Annotated in this window: 13 protein-coding genes; 6 read left to right on the forward strand and 7 right to left on the reverse strand. The window is 72.0% G+C overall.

The annotated features are described in order from the left end of the window. Positions 1-71: 71 nt before the first annotated feature. The 6 genes from ACTWP5_RS10140 to ACTWP5_RS10165 all read left to right on the forward strand — a co-directional run bounded on the left by ACTWP5_RS10140 (position 72) and on the right by ACTWP5_RS10165 (position 6,659). Positions 72-731 (forward strand): LuxR C-terminal-related transcriptional regulator, encoded by a 660-nt coding sequence (locus ACTWP5_RS10140; RefSeq protein WP_443220485.1) that lies wholly within the window; start codon positions 72-74, stop codon positions 729-731. A 280-nt stretch (positions 732-1,011) separates the two neighbouring features. Further along, the gene (locus ACTWP5_RS10145; protein ID WP_443220486.1) at positions 1,012-2,274 is read left to right on the forward strand and encodes an HRDC domain-containing protein; all 1,263 of its coding nucleotides are present in this window, start codon (positions 1,012-1,014) and stop codon (positions 2,272-2,274) included. A 117-nt stretch (positions 2,275-2,391) separates the two neighbouring features. Further along, on the forward strand, positions 2,392-3,606 hold the full coding sequence (locus ACTWP5_RS10150; protein ID WP_443220487.1) for a thiolase family protein: 1,215 nt from the start codon (positions 2,392-2,394) through the stop codon (positions 3,604-3,606). Beyond that, positions 3,603-5,732: a 3-hydroxyacyl-CoA dehydrogenase NAD-binding domain-containing protein gene (locus tag ACTWP5_RS10155; protein ID WP_443220488.1), complete on the forward strand. Its 2,130-nt coding sequence runs from the start codon at positions 3,603-3,605 to the stop codon at positions 5,730-5,732. Before ACTWP5_RS10150 ends, ACTWP5_RS10155 begins: the two co-directional genes overlap by 4 nt. Beyond that, positions 5,729-6,139 (forward strand): NTP pyrophosphohydrolase, encoded by a 411-nt coding sequence (locus ACTWP5_RS10160; protein ID WP_443220489.1) that lies wholly within the window; start codon positions 5,729-5,731, stop codon positions 6,137-6,139. The genes ACTWP5_RS10155 and ACTWP5_RS10160 overlap by 4 nt, the downstream gene beginning before the upstream one ends. 109 nt (positions 6,140-6,248) lie before the next feature. After that, positions 6,249-6,659, forward strand: coding sequence for a VOC family protein (locus ACTWP5_RS10165; RefSeq protein WP_443220490.1), 411 nt, complete (start codon positions 6,249-6,251; stop codon positions 6,657-6,659). Positions 6,660-6,764: 105 nt separating this feature from the next. Here the strand turns inward: ACTWP5_RS10165 and dxs are convergent, their stop codons facing one another. From dxs to ACTWP5_RS10200, 7 genes are all read right to left on the reverse strand, one after another. Next, on the reverse strand, positions 6,765-8,684 hold the full coding sequence (gene dxs / locus ACTWP5_RS10170; RefSeq protein ID WP_443220491.1) for a 1-deoxy-D-xylulose-5-phosphate synthase: 1,920 nt from the start codon (positions 8,682-8,684) through the stop codon (positions 6,765-6,767). Positions 8,685-8,898: 214 nt separating this feature from the next. After that, complete coding sequence (locus ACTWP5_RS10175) at positions 8,899-10,182, reverse strand: sugar ABC transporter permease (protein ID WP_443220492.1); 1,284 nt, start codon at positions 10,180-10,182, stop codon at positions 8,899-8,901. Further along, positions 10,179-11,003: an ATP-binding cassette domain-containing protein gene (locus ACTWP5_RS10180; protein ID WP_443220493.1), complete on the reverse strand. Its 825-nt coding sequence runs from the start codon at positions 11,001-11,003 to the stop codon at positions 10,179-10,181. Before ACTWP5_RS10180 ends, ACTWP5_RS10175 begins: the two co-directional genes overlap by 4 nt. A 122-nt stretch (positions 11,004-11,125) precedes the next feature. Beyond that, on the reverse strand, positions 11,126-12,226 hold the full coding sequence (locus ACTWP5_RS10185; RefSeq protein WP_443220494.1) for a sugar ABC transporter substrate-binding protein: 1,101 nt from the start codon (positions 12,224-12,226) through the stop codon (positions 11,126-11,128). Positions 12,227-12,445: 219 nt separating this feature from the next. Beyond that, the gene (locus ACTWP5_RS10190) at positions 12,446-13,639 is read right to left on the reverse strand and encodes an ROK family transcriptional regulator (RefSeq protein WP_443220495.1); all 1,194 of its coding nucleotides are present in this window, start codon (positions 13,637-13,639) and stop codon (positions 12,446-12,448) included. A 253-nt stretch (positions 13,640-13,892) separates the two neighbouring features. Continuing rightward, on the reverse strand, positions 13,893-14,738 hold the full coding sequence (locus ACTWP5_RS10195; protein WP_443220496.1) for a carbohydrate ABC transporter permease: 846 nt from the start codon (positions 14,736-14,738) through the stop codon (positions 13,893-13,895). A 20-nt stretch (positions 14,739-14,758) separates the two neighbouring features. After that, positions 14,759-15,856, reverse strand: a complete 1,098-nt coding sequence (locus ACTWP5_RS10200) for a carbohydrate ABC transporter permease (protein ID WP_443220497.1) — start codon at positions 15,854-15,856, stop codon at positions 14,759-14,761. Positions 15,857-15,958: the final 102 nt, after the last annotated feature.

Below are 15,958 nucleotides of genomic sequence, written 5' to 3' on the forward strand. Positions count from 1 at the left end.
TCTCTAAAGCCACCGGGTGGACCTGCCGAAGGAGTCAGTGACCCTTCCCTCGCCCATCGTCAGGAGGCCTGGTGTCTGTTCTACTCGAGCACCCCACAAGCCTGGTCGCCTACCGCCCCACCAAGCCGACCGCCATGGTCGTCGTGGCCGACCCTCGTGTCCGCTCCACCGTGACCCGCCATCTGTGGGCTCTCGGGGTTCGGGACGTGATCGAGGCGTCGTCCGTCGCGGAGGCCCGCCCCCGAGTCGCCCACCCACGCGACATCTGTGTCGCCGACGTTCACCTTCCCGACGGGTCAGGACTGGCCCTGCTGTCCGAGACCCGCGCGGCGGGCTGGCCCAACGGGCTCGCCCTCTCGGCCGCCGACGACATCGGCGCCGTCCGCACGGCGCTGGCCGGGGGCGTCAAGTGCTACGTCGTCACCGGCACGCGCAACACGCTCGGCCCGCCGGTGCGGCACGGCGCCGCGCACATCGGCGCCGCCTCGCGGATGCACCGCCGCCAGCCGGGCGCCCCCCGGCACCAGGGCGGGTACCGCGAGCTGTCCGGCCGGGAGGTCGAGGTCCTCCGGCTCGTCGCGGAGGGCCAGTCCAACAAGGCCATCGGCGTGTCCATGGGGCTCTCCGCGCTCACCGTCAAGAGCCACCTGGCGCGGATCGCCCGGAAGCTCGGCACGGGAGACCGTGCCGGCATGGTCGCCGTCGCCCTGCGGACCGGCATCATCCACTGAGGAGCCCGTCCCGCCCGTCGTCCATCCGTCGCCCACCCGCCCGTCGTCCATCCGTCGCCCACCCATCCGTCACCCACCCGTCCGAGTCCGCCCAGGTCACGCCGGCCGCGGACGCCACCGCCACCGGCGGCGCGCCGCCGGTCCGCACCGCCCACGCCCCTCCCAGGACCGTCTCCCGCCCCGTTCCCCTCGCCGCCGTGTCCCCGCGCCCCGTCACCGGGGCACGGGGACACGTTGTGCGCCGTGCGCACACAGTTACGCTTGACGTTACTCTTGACAGGTGACCGACGCTCAACAGACCGCCGAAGCCGCCCACGAAGCCGCCACGCGTGAGCCGTCGGGTCCCGCGCCCGTCCCTCTGTTGAGCCCCCGGGAGGGGGTACCGCCGGTCACGGCCGACGCCGCGGCGCTCGAGCGGGTCGTGGCCGCCTTCGCCGACGGCAGCGGTCCCGTCGCCGTGGACGCCGAGCGCGCCTCCGGATACCGGTACGGTCAGCGCGCGTACCTCGTGCAGCTGCGCCGCCAGGGCGCGGGCACCGCCCTGGTGGACCCGGCCGCCTGCCCCGACCTCTCCGCGCTCGGCAGCGCCCTCGCCCCGAGCGAGTGGGTGCTGCACGCCGCCACCCAGGACCTGCCCTGTCTGCGGGACATAGGCATGGTGCCCACCCGCCTCTTCGACACCGAGCTGGCCGGCAGGCTGGCCGGCTTCGCCCGGGTGGGCCTCGGGGTGATGGTCGAGACGGTCCTCGGCTACAGCCTGGAGAAGGGGCACTCGGCGGTGGACTGGTCCACGCGGCCGCTCCCGGAGCCCTGGCTGCGGTACGCGGCGCTCGACGTGGAGCTGCTGGTGGACCTGCGGAACGCCCTGGAGGAGGAGCTGCGGGGCCAGGGGAAGCTGGAGTGGGCGCGCGAGGAGTTCGCCGCCATCGTCACCGCTCCCCCGCCGCCGCCGCGCAAGGACCCGTGGCGGCGCACCTCGGGCCTGCACAAGGTGCGCCGCCGTCGCCAGCTCGCCGTGGTCCGCGAGCTGTGGACCGCGCGGGACCAGCAGGCGCGGCGGCGTGACCTGTCGCCGGGCAAGGTCCTCTCCGACGCCGCGATCGTGGCCGCCGCCCAGGCGCTCCCCTCCGACGTCAGGACCCTCGCCGGGCTCCACGGCTTCGGGCACCGGATGGGCCGTCGCCAGCTCCAGCAGTGGCAGTCGGCGATCGACCGGGCCAAGGAGCTGCCGGAGGCGGAGCTGCCACAGCCGGGCATGCCGGCGGAGGGCCCGCCGCCCCCGCGGGCCTGGGCCGACCGGGACCCGGCGGCCGCGGCCCGGCTGACCGCCGCGCGCGGCGCCGTCACGGCGCACGCGGAGCGTCTGCGGCTGCCCCAGGAGAACCTGCTGGCCCCCGACGTGGTGCGCCGGCTGTGCTGGGAGCCGCCCGCCGACCTCGGCCGGGACGCGATCGTCACCGTGCTCCGGCGGCTCGGGGCGCGCGAGTGGCAGATCGAGCAGACCGCCGACGCGCTGGCGGAGGCGTTGGCGGCGCAGGCGTAGGGTGCGAGCGGGGCGGGCACCGCTCGCCGCAGCGGGTCGAGGGCAAGCCTTGCCACCCTGTTACCCACGAGTAGCATGGTCGGCAGACACCGGGACAAACGCTGGAGGAGAGCCATCGTGCCTCGTACCGTCAGGGACGTCGTCTTCGTGGACGGCGTCCGCACCCCGTTCGGCAAGGCGGGTCCCAAGGGGATCTATCACGAGACCCGCGCCGACGACCTGGTCATCAAGTGCATCCGCGAGCTGCTGCGCCGCAACCCGCAGCTGCCGCCCGAGCGCGTCGACGAGGTCGCCGTCGCGGCCACGACCCAGACCGGCGACCAGGGCCTGACGATCGGGCGCACGGCCGCACTCCTCGCGGGCCTGCCCCAGACCGTCCCCGGGTACGCCGTGGACCGCATGTGCGCCGGCGCGATGACCGCGGTGACGAACGTCGCGGGTGCCATCGCCTTCGGCGCGGCGGACGTCGCCGTCGCCGGCGGCGTGGAGCACATGGGCCGCCACCCGATGGGTGAGGGAGTGGACCCCAACCCGCGCTTCGTCGCGGAGAAGCTCGTCGACGAGTCGGCCCTGTTCATGGGAATGACCGCGGAGAACCTCCACGACCGGTACCCGGAGATCACCAAGGACCGCGCCGACGAGTTCGCGGTGCGCAGCCAGGAGAAGGCCGCGAAGGCGTACGCGGACGGCAGGATCCAGCCCGACCTGGTGCCCGTCTCCGTCCGCCGCACCAACCCCGAGGCCGGTGAGACGGGCTGGGGCCTGGCCACGGCCGACGAGCCGATGCGTCCGGGCACCACCCGGGAGGGGCTGGCGGGCCTGAAGACGCCGTTCCGCCCGCACGGCCGCGTCACCGCGGGCAACGCCGCGGGCCTGAACGACGGCGCCACCGCCTCGATCGTGGCCGCCGAGGACGTCGCCCGCGAGCTCGGCCTGCCGGTGAAGATGCGCCTGGTCACCTTCGCCTTCGCGGGCGTGGAGCCGGAGGTCATGGGCATCGGCCCGGTGCCGTCTACCGAGAAGGCGCTGGCCAGGGCCGGCCTGACCATGGACGACATCGGCCTGCTGGAGATCAACGAGGCCTTCGCCGTCCAGGTGCTGGCGCTGCTCGACCACTACGGCATCGACGACGACGACCCGCGGGTCAACCAGTACGGCGGCGCCATCGCCTTCGGTCACCCGCTCGCCTCCTCCGGGGTGCGGCTGATGACGCAGCTGGCGCGCCAGTTCGAGGAGCAGCCCCAGGTCCGGTACGGGCTGACGACGATGTGCGTCGGCATGGGCATGGGCGGCACGGTCATCTGGGAGAACCCGCACTGGGAGGGCAAGTGAGCGAGACCGTCGACATCGCCGAGCTGTTGAAGCGGGCGAGCGAGCAGTTCCCCGGTGAGGTCGTCACCGAGGCGCACGTGAGGCACCTGGACCTGCCGGGCGGCGGTGGTCGCTTCGCACTGATCACCCTCGACAACGGTTTGGACCACACCAAGCCCTCCACCTTCGGCCCGCAGTCGCTGGCCAACCTCAACGCCGCGATCGACCAGGTCGACGCGGAGGCACGGGCGGGCGAGATCGTCGGCGTCGGCGTGACCGGCAAGCCGTTCATCTTCGTCGTCGGCGCCGACCTCAAGGGCATGCGGCGGCTGACCCGGCACGAGGACGCCATGGCGCTGGGCCACGGCGGCCAGGAGGTCTTCCGCCGCCTCGGCGCCCTGTCCGTGCCGAGCTTCACGTACTACAACGGCGCGGCCATGGGCGGCGGCGTCGAGGTGGGCCTGCACTGCACGTACCGCACGATCTCCCGTTCGGTGCCCGCCTTCGCGCTGCCCGAGGTCTTCCTCGGCCTGGTCCCCGGCTGGGGTGGCTGCACCCTGCTGCCGAACCTGATCGGCGCGGACCGGGCGGTCACCGTGATCGTCGAGAACGCCCTCAACCAGAACCGCATGCTCAGGGCCCCGCAGGTCCACGAGCTGGGCATCGCCGACGCGATCTTCGACGGCGCGGACTTCCTGGAGCAGTCGCTGGCCTGGACCTCCGCGGTGCTGCGCGGCGAGATCGAGGTCGCGCGCCAGGAGCCCGACCGCGGCGAGGGCTGGGACCAGGCGGTGGCCCGTGGCCGGGCGATCGCCGACGAGAAGGTGCACGGCGCGGCTCCCGCCGCGTACCGGGCGCTGGACATCATCGCGCGGGTGAAGTCCGGCGACCTCCGCGACGGCTTCGCCGCCGAGCAGCAGACGCTGGCGGACCTGGTCATGACGGAGGAGCTGCGCGGCGGCCTGTACGCCTTCGACCTGGTGCAGCGGCGCGCGAAGCGCCCTGTGGGGGCGCCGGACAAGTCCCTGGCCCGGCCGGTCACCAAGGTGGGCGTGGTGGGCGCGGGCCTGATGGCCTCGCAGCTCGCGCTGCTCTTCGCGCGGCGGCTCCAGGTGCCGGTGGTGCTCACCGACATCGACCAGGAGCGCGTCGACAAGGGCGTGGGATACGTCCACGAGCAGGTCGACATGCTGCTGCTGAAGGGCCGGATCGGGCAGGACCAGGCCAACCGCCTCAAGGCCGCCGTCACCGGCTCGCTGGACGTGGCCACCGCCTTCGCCGACGCCGACTTCGTCATCGAGGCGGTCTTCGAGGAGATGGAGGTCAAGCGGAAGGTCTTCGCCGACCTGGAGGCCGTGGTGCCCGAGCACGCGGTGCTCGCCACCAACACCTCCTCCCTCTCGGTCACCGAGATGGGCTCCCACCTGAAGAACCCCGAGCGGGTCGTCGGTTTCCACTTCTTCAACCCCGTCGCGGTGCTGCCGCTGCTGGAGGTCGTGCGCGCCGAGCGGACGGACGACGCCACCCTGGCCACGGCCTTCGCGGTGGCGAAGAAGCTGAAGAAGACGGCGGTGCTGGTGAAGGACGCCCCGGCGTTCGTCGTCAACCGCATCCTGACCCGCTTCATGGGCGAGGTGCTGCGCGCCATCGACGAGGGCACCCCGGCGGCCACGGCGGACCGGGCGCTCGCGCCGCTCGGGCTGCCGATGTCGCCGCTGACGCTGCTGGAGCTCGTCGGCCCGGCCGTCGCGCACCACGTGGCCGGCACGCTGCACCGCGCCTTCCCCGACCGGTTCGCCGTCTCGGCCAACCTCGGCCGGGTCGTCGAGGCCGGCAAGCGGAGCCTCACGGGCGGCGGCGAGGAGCTCGACCCGGAGGTCGCGGCGCTCTTCGAGACGGGCGACACGGTGCTGACCGAGGAGCAGGTGCGGCAGCGGGCCCTGGAGGCCATCGCCGAGGAGGTCGGGCTGATGCTGGAGGAGGGCGTGGTCAGTGAGGTGCAGGACATCGACCTGTGCCTGATCACGGGCGCGGGCTGGCCGTTCCACCTGGGCGGCGTCACCCCGTACCTGGACCGCGAGGGGATCTCCGAGCGGGTCGTCGGGCGCCGCTTCCTGGCCCCCGGCGAGGCCAGCCTCCCGGCGTGACGGACGGGGCGGACGTGACGGCGGCGGCCGGTTCGGGAACGGACCGGCCGCCGCTGGTCGTGGTGGACGGGGCCAACGTCGTCGGCTCGGTGCCCGACGGCTGGTGGCGGGACCGGCGCGGGGCCGCGGAGCGGCTGCGGGACCGGCTTCTCGACTACCCGGGCCCCGCGGAGGTCGTGCTCGTGGTCGAGGGCGCGGCGCGTGGCGTCGCGTCCGTGCCCGGGGTGCGGGTGGAGTCCGCGCCGGGCAGTGGGGACGACCGGATCGTCGCGCTGGTCGCCGCCGAGGGGGTGGGGCGTCGGTGCCTGGTGGTCACCGCGGACCGGGGGCTGCGGGCGCGGGTGACGGCCCTGGGCGCCGAGGTGGCGGGGCCGAGGAGCGTCACCGGACCCCCTCGGGCGGAGTGACCCAGCTCACACCGCGGAATCGGCGGCGCGCGATGAGTCCTTCGCCGGGGCCCGGTCTACCCCTACAACGACACGCCCAGCGGGGGCGTGCGGGAGTGAGGGAGACACCATGTCCCGGATGATCTTCGTGAACCTGCCCGTGAAGGACCTGGAGCGCTCCAAGGCGTTCTTCACCGAGCTGGGCTTCTCGTTCAACCCGGAGTTCTCGGACGAGAACGCCGCCTGCCTGGTCATCAGCGACACGATCTTCGCGATGCTGCTCGTCGAGCCGTTCTTCAGGACCTTCACCCAGAAGGAGATCGCGGACGCCGGCAGCAGCACGGAGGCGATCATCGCGCTGTCGGCCGAGAGTCGGCAGGAGGTCGACGACATCGCCGACCGGGCGCTGGCGGCGGGCGGCAAGCAGGTCATGGAGCCCAACGACCAGGGCTTCATGTACGGGCGCAGCTTCGAGGACCTCGACGGCCACCACTGGGAGCTCATGTGGATGGACCAGAGCGCCGCCCAGGCGCAGGGCTAGGGCCCGTGCGCCCGTCAGGCCGTTCGCCCCTTCTTGTCAGACCACCCGCCGCGAGGCCGGCGGCCCCGGGCCGCCGGGCCTCGGGCCGCCCACCCCTGGGAGGCGTCAGTCCGTCAGGCCGGCCGCCTCGGCGGTGAGGCGGCCCTCCAGCCGGGCCACGTGGCCGGTGACCTGGCGGGCGATGTTCGGCCCGGTGAGGCCGACCTCGGCCAGCAGCTCCTGGCGGCTGCCGTGCGGCAGGAAGCGCGTCGGCAGCCCGAAGTCGCGCAGCGGCACGTCGACGTCCGCGTCGCGCAGCGCCTGGGCGATGGCCGAGCCGACGCCGCCGGCCCGCCCGTTGTCCTCCACGGTGACGACCATGCGGTGGCGGGCCGCGAGTGCCGGCAGCGCCTCGTCCACCGGCTTCACCCACCGGGGGTCCACCACCGTCGAGCTGATGCCCTGCCGGTCCAGCAGCTCCGCGGCCTCCAGACAGATCGGGGCGAGCGCGCCGACGGACACCAGGAGGACGTCGGGGGTGTCGCCGGCGTCGCTCGGGTGACGCAGCACGTCCATGCCGCCGACGGTGTCGAGCGCGGGGACGGCCGGGCCGACCTTGCCCTTGGAGTACCGCACGACCGTGGGCGCGTCCTTCACGGCCACGGCCTCGCGCAGCTGGGCACGGAGCTGCTCGGCGTCACGGGGCGCGGCCAGCCGCAGGCCGGGGACGCACTGGAGGATCGACATGTCCCACATGCCGTGGTGTGAGGCCCCGTCGGGGCCGGTGATCCCGGCACGGTCGAGGACGAAGGTGACGCCGCAGCGGTGGAGGGCCACGTCCATCAGCAGCTGGTCGAAGGCCCGGTTGAGGAAGGTGGCGTAGACGGCGACGACCGGGTGGAGGCCACCGGTGGCGAGGCCGGCGGCGGAGACGGCGCCGTGCTGTTCCGCGATGCCCACGTCGTAGACCCGGTCGGGGAACTCCTCGGCGAAGGCCCGGAGGCCGACGGGGCGGAGCATGGCCGCGGTGATGGCCACGACGTCGGGGCGCTCGCGGCCGAGCCGGACGATCTCGTCGCCGAAGACGGAGGTCCAGTCGGCGCCCGAGTGGGCGACCGGCAGGCCGGTGTCGGGGTGGATGACGCCGACGGAGTGGAACTGGTCGGCCTCGTCGTCACGGGCGGGCTGGTATCCGCGACCCTTCTCCGTGATGCAGTGGACGATGACCGGCCCGCCGAAGCGCTTGGCGCGCAGCAGGGCGGACTGGAGGGCGGCGATGTCGTGGCCGTCGATCGGTCCGACGTACTTCAGGCCCAGGTCCTCGAACATGCCCTGGGGGGCGATGACGTCCTTCAGGCCCTTCTTCGCGCCGTGCAGGGTGTCGTAGATCGGCTTGCCGACGACCGGGGTGCGGCTGAGCATCTGCTTGCCGCGGGCGAGGAAGCGCTCGTACCCGTCGGTGGTGCGGAGGGTGGCCAGGTGGTTGGCGAGGCCGCCGATGGTGGGCGCGTAGGAGCGCTCGTTGTCGTTGACGACGATGACCAGGGGGCGGTCCTTGGCGGCGGCGATGTTGTTGAGCGCCTCCCAGGCCATGCCCCCGGTCAGCGCGCCGTCGCCGATGACGGCGACGACGTGGCGCTCGTCGTGGCCGCGCAGCTGGTTGGCCTTGGCCAGGCCGTCGGCCCAGCCCAGCACGGTGGAGGCGTGGCTGTTCTCGATGACGTCGTGCTCGGACTCGGCCCGCGAGGGATAGCCGGACAGGCCGCCGCTGCTCCGCAGGGCGGAGAAGTCCTGGCGGCCGGTGAGCAGCTTGTGGACGTAGGACTGGTGGCCGGTGTCCCACAGGATGCGGTCGGCGGGCGACTGGAAGACCCGGTGGAGGGCGATGGTGAGCTCCACGACGCCCAGGTTGGGACCCAGGTGTCCCCCGGTCCTGGCGACGGAGGTGATGAGGAAGGTGCGGATCTCCTCAGCCAGCTCGTCGAGCTGCTGGGGGGCGAGCCGGTCCAGGTCGCGAGGGCCCGAGATGCGGGAGAGCAGCGGCACCGTTCCTCCTTGCGTGTCGGACGTGGTCCGTCGTCCTTCTCGATCCACCGGACCACGCCGCGGGCCGGTCCGACGGTTCGCACGAGTCTAGTGTTCGGGCGGGCGGGTCCACCGGCCCGGGATCGGTGAACACGTCCACCAGCATGACCCGGTCCGGGTCGCTTCGCGCAACCCGGACCGCCCATTTGACCTGATTTGATATTTTATGATCGCTTTACGTTCGGCCTGCTGTGCGCTGGGTGCGACGCGAGACCGAGTCCACGACGACGGCGATCAGAAGCACGGCTCCCGTGATCATGAACTGGATCTCACTGGACATGTTCATGAGGTTGAGGCCGGTGGTGATGGACTGGATCACCAGGGTGCCCAGCAGCGCCGACCACACCCAGCCGCGGCCGCCGAAGAGGCTCGTCCCGCCGATGACGGCGGCGGCGATGACGTTCATCAGCAGGTTGCCCGAGCCCAGCGACTTGCTGGCGCCGCCGGCCTGGGCCGCGTAGAACAGCCCGCCGAGCGCGGCCAGGGCGCTCGCGATGGTGAAGACCGTCAGCCGCACCCGCTCCACGTTGATGCCGGCGCGGCGGGCGGCCTCGGCGTTGCCGCCGACGGCGAAGATCTGCCGTCCGTACCGGGTGCGGCGGACCACGAAGTCCACCAGCAGCAGCACGGCGAGGAAGATGACCAGCGCCAGCGGCAGGCCACGGTGCTGGTTCAGCGTGTAGGCGGCGACGAACGCGGCCAGCGCGACCAGGCCGGTGCGCACCAGGATGTCCGTCTGACCCCGGGCGGGCAGCCCCGCGCCCTGGCGGCGGCGCCGCTCCCGCAGCAGCACCAGCAGGTAGCCGACGCTCAGCACCGCGGCCAGGGAGTAGGCCGCCGAGATGTCGGTGAAGTAGAAGTTGGTGAAGTCGCGCACCAGGCTGTCGCCCGGGATGTTGATGGTGCCCTCCTCCCCCATCACCCAGATCTGCACGCCGCTCCATCCCAGGAAGCCGGCGAGGGTGACGACGAAGGCGGGGACGCCTATGCGCGCGAAGAAGAAGCCGTGGATGGTGCCGACGGCCGCGCCCGCCGCGATGGCGAGCAGGATGGCGACGATGTCGTTCACCCCGTGGGTGACGGAGAGCACCGCCCACAGGGCGGCCGACAGGCCGGCGACGGATCCCACCGACAGGTCGATCTCGCCCAGCAGCAGCACCAGGACGATGCCGACAGCCATGATGCCGGGGCCGGCGACGTAGATCGCGATGTTGCTCAGGGTGCGCGGGGTGAGGAAGGTCCCGGTCTGGGCCTCGAAGATGACCGCGATGACGATCAGGCCGACGACGACGGGCAGGGAGCCCAGCTCGCCGCCGCGGATGCGACGCCTGAAGTCCTCCAGGTACCCGGCGAGACCGCCCTGACCGTCCAGCAGTCGCGGGTCGACGGCGCCGGGGACGGCCGGCGCCGTCGCGGACCCCGCGGGCTCCGCCTTGCGCAGTGAGGGTTCGGTGCTCATGGTGTCTTCTCCTGCTCCTCCCGCGCCTGCGGCTCCCGCGACTCCTGGGACGCGGCGGGCCGGCGGCCCCGGCGACGGGTCACGGCGTTGTCCGCCGCGCCCGTGATCGCGGCGATGATCGTCTCGCCCGAGGTCTCCTCGACGCGGAAGACCCCGTTGTTGCGCCCCAGGCGCAGCACGGCGACGCTGTCGGCGACGGCCTGCACGTCGGCCATGTTGTGACTGATGAGGACGACGGCCAGGCCCTGGTCGCGCAGCCGCTCGACGAGGTCGAGGACCTGGGCGGTCTGCTCGACGCCGAGCGCGGCCGTGGGCTCGTCGAGGATGACGACCTCGGGGGAGCCGACGAGCGCGCGGGCGATGGCGACGACCTGCCGCTGGCCGCCGGAGAGGGAGGCGACGGGGATGCGCACGTTGGGGATGCGGATGGACAGCGTGTCCAGCAGCTCGCGCGCCCGCCGCTCCATCGCGACCGAGTCCAGCACGCTGCCGCGCGAGAGCTCGCGGCCGAGGAAGAGGTTGGCGACGACGTCGAGGTTGTCGCAGAGGGCGAGGTCCTGGTAGACGGTGGCGATGCCCAGGTCCTGGGCGTCGTGGGGCCGGGTGATGCGGACGGGCCTGCCCTTGAACGAGATGTCGCCGGAGTCGATGGGGTGGACCCCGGCGATGGTCTTGATGAGGGTGGACTTCCCGGCGCCGTTGTCGCCCACCAGGGCGGTCACCTCGCCGGCGCGGATCTCCAGGTCCACGTCGCTGAGCGCCTGCACGGCGCCGAAGCGTTTGGAGACACCGCGCAGCGCCAGTACGGGGGCGGCGGTCATGGCTGGGGTCAGCTCCTAGGGGGTGCGGGGGTTGCCCGGGGCCGCGGCGGTGCGGCCCGGCCCCGGGCGGTGGTGGCGTGGTCGTGACGTGGGGAACGAGGCGGTGATCAGCCGGCCGGGGCCTAGCTGATGCCGGCCTCCTGGCACGCCTGGGCGTACTCCTCGGTGCAGATCTCCTCGACCGTGTAGTAGCCCTCGTTGATGACCGTGTCGGTGATGTTGTCCACGGTCACGACGATCGGGTCCAGCAGCTGGCTGGGAACGCCGTCGTTGGTGGGGCTGTCCACGCTGTCGGGGGCGACGTCGCCGAGCTCCTCGCCGCGCAGCAGACGGATGGCCATCTCGGCGGCGACCTCGGCCTCCGGCTTGTACGCCTTGAAGATCGTGAAGGTCTGGTCGCCGGCGACGATGCGCTGCAGGGCGGCGAGCTCGGCGTCCTGGCCACCGACCGGCAGGCCGGTGATGCCCGCGGCCTGGAGGGCGTTGACGACGCCGGCCGCCATGCCGTCGTTGGCGACGTAGACCGCGTCGAAGCCGTCCGGGCCGAGCGAGTCGATCGCGGCGGTCATCTCCTGGTTGGCGATCGCGCCCTCCCAGCCCTCGACGTCCTGCTCGAAGACGACCTCGACGGACTCGTCGAGCACGGAGTGGGCGCCGTTCTTGAAGAGTTCGGCGTTGGGGTCGGTGGGCGAGCCGTTGATCATGACGACGCGGGCGCCGTCGGCGCCCTCGCCGAGGGCGTCCAGCAGGGCCTGGCCCTGGAGCTCGCCGACGCGCTCGTTGTCATAGGAGACGTAGGAGTCGATGGGGCCCTCCGCCAGCCGGTCGTAGGCGACGACCGACACGCCCTCGGCGGCGGCGTCCTCCACCCAGGAGGCGGTGGCCGAGGCGTCGACGGGGTCCAGCACGATCACGTCGGCGCCCGCCGCGATCAGGGCGTCGAACTGCTGCTTCTGCTGGTTGGTGTCGTTGGAGGCGTTGCTGTACTCGACCGTGCAGTCGGGGCACAGCTCGGTGACCTTGTCCTCGAAGAAGGGCCGGTCGAAGGTCTCGTACCGGGTGGTGACGTCATCGGGCAGCAGCAGGCCGATGGTGCCCGACTGCTCGCCGCCACCGCCCTCCTCCTCGTCATCCCCGCCCCCGGCCTCGCCACAGGCCGCCAGCGCGGTGGCCAGGGCAATGGAGACGAATCCTGTGGCGGCTATTCGCACATTACGACGCATGGTTGGCATGACCTTCCGGTTGGGCCGCAACGGCGCGGCCGTAAGTCGCTGCGAGCTAACCTCGGAAGGATTGTTGACGTCAACACTTAAATCGAGTCTCAATCAAAAAGATACGAGCCCGCCCAGGTGTCGTTTGAACTTTTCAATACGGCGATTCAGGGATAGAAAGCGCTTGCCATTTCTGTGTGAAAATGGTGAATTTTTTGCGCTCATGTGATTTTACCGTTTCGTGGTTGATCCGGCGGCCTGACCGAGGATCATCCCGTCACCCATCTCCCGCAGCGCCAGCGCCAGCGCGCCCAGCACCTCCGCCCGGCCACCGAGCGCCCCGGGGAGGAGGACGAGCTGACTGGCGGCGCTCGGGATGGCGTACCGGCCCAGCGAGTCCCGGATGGGGCCGAGCGCCAGCTCCCCCGCCTCGGCGAGGTCGCCGCCGAGCACGACCCTGCTGGGGTTCAGCAGGTTGCACAGCTGCGCCACCCCGGAGCCGATGTGGCGTCCGATGTCGGCGACGACCCGGCGGCAGCCGGGGTCGCCCTCGCGGGCCAGCCGCACCACCTGCCGCATGGTGAGGTCGGGACCGTGGCTCGCGTGGAGCAGCGGCAGGACGTGGCGGGCGGCGGTGAAGGTCTCCAGGCAGCCGCGGTTGCCGCAGCGGCAGACCGGGCCCGACTCGTCGAGCGTGATGTGCCCGATCTCGCCGGCCGTGCCGCCGGGGCCGCGGTAGATCTGGCCGTTGATCACCAGGCCGGCACCCACGCCGCTGGCGACCTTGATGTACGCCAGGTCCCCCGCTCCCCGGCCGCTCCCCCAGACCAGCTCGCCGAGGGCGCCGAGGTTGGCGTCGTTGTCCACGTGGACCCGGACCCCGATGCGGGCGGCCAGCTCCTCGCGGGGGTTGGTGCCGCGCCAGCCGGGGAGGATCGCCGTGGATCCCAGCGCCCCGGTGGCCACGTCGATCGGCCCGGGCACGCCGAGGCCCACGCCGAGGATCTTCTCGCGCTCCACGCCCACCATGCCGAGCAGCCGGCCCACCAGCTTCTCGGCGCGGTCGAAGCCCTGGTCGGCGGAGGCGTCCACGTCGAAGGGCTCGGCCTCCTCGGCCAGCACCTGGTGGGCGAGGTTGCCCAGCGCCACGCGGAGGTGGGAGTGGCCGAAGTCGACGCCGACGACGATGCCCGCGTCGGAGGAGAGGGAGACGCTGCGCGCCCGCCGCCCCCTGGCCGAGACGGTCCTGACCTCGACGGTGCCGAGCTCCTTCAACTCTCGAACGATGTTGGACACCGTCGCGGCGGAGAGGCCGGTGGTGCGGGCGATCTCCGCCTGGGTCAACGAACCGGCGGCGCGCACGGCGCGGACCACCCGTTCGAGGTTGGCGCGGTGCAGGGAGGTCTGCGACCCCGGTGTCTCCACGGCTTCCTCCCCTTCCGGTTCCCAGGTCGCTCGCGGCTCGGCATCGGGAATCCGCGACCACTATATGAAGCCGGCACGTCGCGCGGGAGATCGCGGTCAGCAACCGCTTGCACGCGGACGCCCTCCGGCACGCCTTCGCGGCCCGCAGCCGACCGCGTCGCCGCCCCTCACGCCTCGGTGTCCCGGCCTTCTCCCGGTACCGTTCCGGAACGCCCCGACCGGGGAGGGTGCCACCCGCCCATCGGGGTGCCGGTCAGCGGACGGCGCCCGCCGTGAGGCCGGACTGGACCTGCCGTTGGAAGGTCACGTAGACCACGAGAACCGGAAGCATCGCCATGGTGACGCCCGCGTAGAGCGCGCCCCAGTCGCCCTCGTATCCCTGTTGGACCATCAGCGCCGCCAAACCCTGTGGCAGCACCGCGTCGTCCTCGCTGCCGAGGTTCAGCACCCGGGGCAGCACGAACTGGTTCCACTGCCCCAGGAAGTTGAAGATCCCGACGCTGATCAGGGCGGGCCTGGCCATCGGCATCATGACCTGGAAGAACGTCCTGGTGTGGGAGGCCCCGTCGAGCGTGGCGGCCTCCTGCACGGCGCTGGGGAGCGTGCGGAAGAAGGAGGCCAGGAAGAAGACGGTGAACGGCAGCGAGTAGGCGATGTAGACGACGATCAGTCCCTGCCGGGTGTTCAACAGCCCCATGGTGTTGAGGATGAAGAACAGCGGCACGAGGGCGAGGAAGACCGGGAACATCATGCCGCCGCTGAAGAGGAGATAGATCAGGCGGTTGCCGGGGAACTGGAAGCGGGCCAGCACGTAGGCGGCCATCGACCCCAGCAGCATCGTGCCGGTCAGCGAACCGGAGAGGATGATCAGCGAGTTCATCGTGTACCGGCCGATGTTGGCGCCCGCCCACGCGTTGCTGAAGTTGTCCCAGTGGAGGGCGGTGGGCAGGCCGAAGGGATCGGAGACCAGGTCGCCGTGGGCGCGGAGGCTGGAGATCACCACCCACAGCAGCGGTCCCGCGGCCATCAGGGTCCACACCACGAGGAAGGAGTGGGCGAACGCGTTCAGGACACGGCCCCGGTCGGTGTTGTTGCTCATCTCGTCTCCCCTGCCGTGTCCTAGAACTCGATCCGTTCGCGCCGGCCCAGGCGCATCATCAGCGCCGTGAAGACGAGGGTGACCAGGAAGAGCGCCACGCCGATGGTGGTGGCGTAGCCCGCCTGGCCGTCGCGGATCATCTTCTCGTAGAGGTAGACCGGGACGACGTCCATGCCGTGCTGCGGGACCATGACGATGACCAGGGCGAAGGAGTCCAGCGCCTGGATGCCCATGTAGATCCAGCCGGTCTGGATGGTGTCCCAGGTCAGCGGAAAGGTGATGCGGAAGAACGTGACCGGCCGGCTCGCGCCGTCCAGCAGCGCCGCCTCGTAGATCTCCTTCGGGATGGAGCTCATCGCGGCGGAGAAGAGCACCACGTAGAAGCCGACGAAGGACCAGCAGAGCACGACCATGAGGCTGTAGAGGGCGAGGTCGCCCCCGAGCCAGTCGTTCTGGCGCAGCGAGCCGAGGCCGACGATGTCCAGGCCCTCGTTGAGCGCTCCGCTGCGGGGGCTGTAGATGCGGACCCAGATGACGGCGATGATCGCCAGCGACAGGACCTGCGGGAAGAAGAAGACGACCTTGTACAGGCGGGAGCCGAAGACGCCCGTGACCGCCTCGCCGTGACGCTGCCGACCGCCCGCGTTGAGCATGAACGCGAAGAAGAGGCCGAGGGCCAGCGTCACGACGGGCACGACGAGGAGCAGCGCCACGCTGTTGCGCATCGCGTCCCAGAACTGCTCGTCGTTCCAGAGCCGTTCGTAGTTCTCCAGCCCCGTGAAGCTGTACTCGCTGCTGAAGCCCGTCCAGTCGGTCATCGAGTAGAAGAAGGCCTGGACGAAGGGCGAGACGACGAAGTACCCGTAGATCAGCAGCGGGACCAGCAGGAACCACGCGACGAAGCGGTACACCTCCAGCGTGCGGTACCTGCGGTCGTGGCGCACCCGCGTGGGGGTGAAGCGCGGCGGCAGGAGGAAGGCCGCCACCAGCAGCGGCCACGGCGCCCTGGCCGGCGGTGCCGGCGGCGGCTTGCTGGGCCGCCGCCGGTCGCCCGGCTCGGCCGGGGCCGTGGTGGTGGCCTCGGGTGGGCTGGCCGCCGTCTCGGCCGTGTCGTCCATGGGTGCCCCTCGGTGGTGTGCGCGGGCTTCGCGGATCGCGGACTGACGGGGTGCGCGGCGGCGCGGGCGCTCGCGGCGTGGCGCGCCCGCGCGGTGGGCCGC

The sequence above is a fragment of the Streptomyces sp. 4N509B genome (genome assembly GCF_052245655.1).
In the GTDB taxonomy this organism is placed as follows: domain Bacteria; phylum Actinomycetota; class Actinomycetes; order Streptomycetales; family Streptomycetaceae; genus Streptomyces.

Coding starts and splice junctions, on each gene's coding strand:
- ACTWP5_RS10165 (WP_443220490.1), top strand. CDS start 6,249: ATGTCCCGGATGATCTTCGTGAACCTGCCCGTGAAGGACCTGGAGCGC.
- ACTWP5_RS10175 (WP_443220492.1), bottom strand. CDS start 10,182: ATGAGCACCGAACCCTCACTGCGCAAGGCGGAGCCCGCGGGGTCCGCG.
- ACTWP5_RS10180 (WP_443220493.1), bottom strand. CDS start 11,003: ATGACCGCCGCCCCCGTACTGGCGCTGCGCGGTGTCTCCAAACGCTTC.
- ACTWP5_RS10185 (WP_443220494.1), bottom strand. CDS start 12,226: ATGCGTCGTAATGTGCGAATAGCCGCCACAGGATTCGTCTCCATTGCC.
- ACTWP5_RS10195 (WP_443220496.1), bottom strand. CDS start 14,738: ATGAGCAACAACACCGACCGGGGCCGTGTCCTGAACGCGTTCGCCCAC.
- ACTWP5_RS10200 (WP_443220497.1), bottom strand. CDS start 15,856: ATGGACGACACGGCCGAGACGGCGGCCAGCCCACCCGAGGCCACCACC.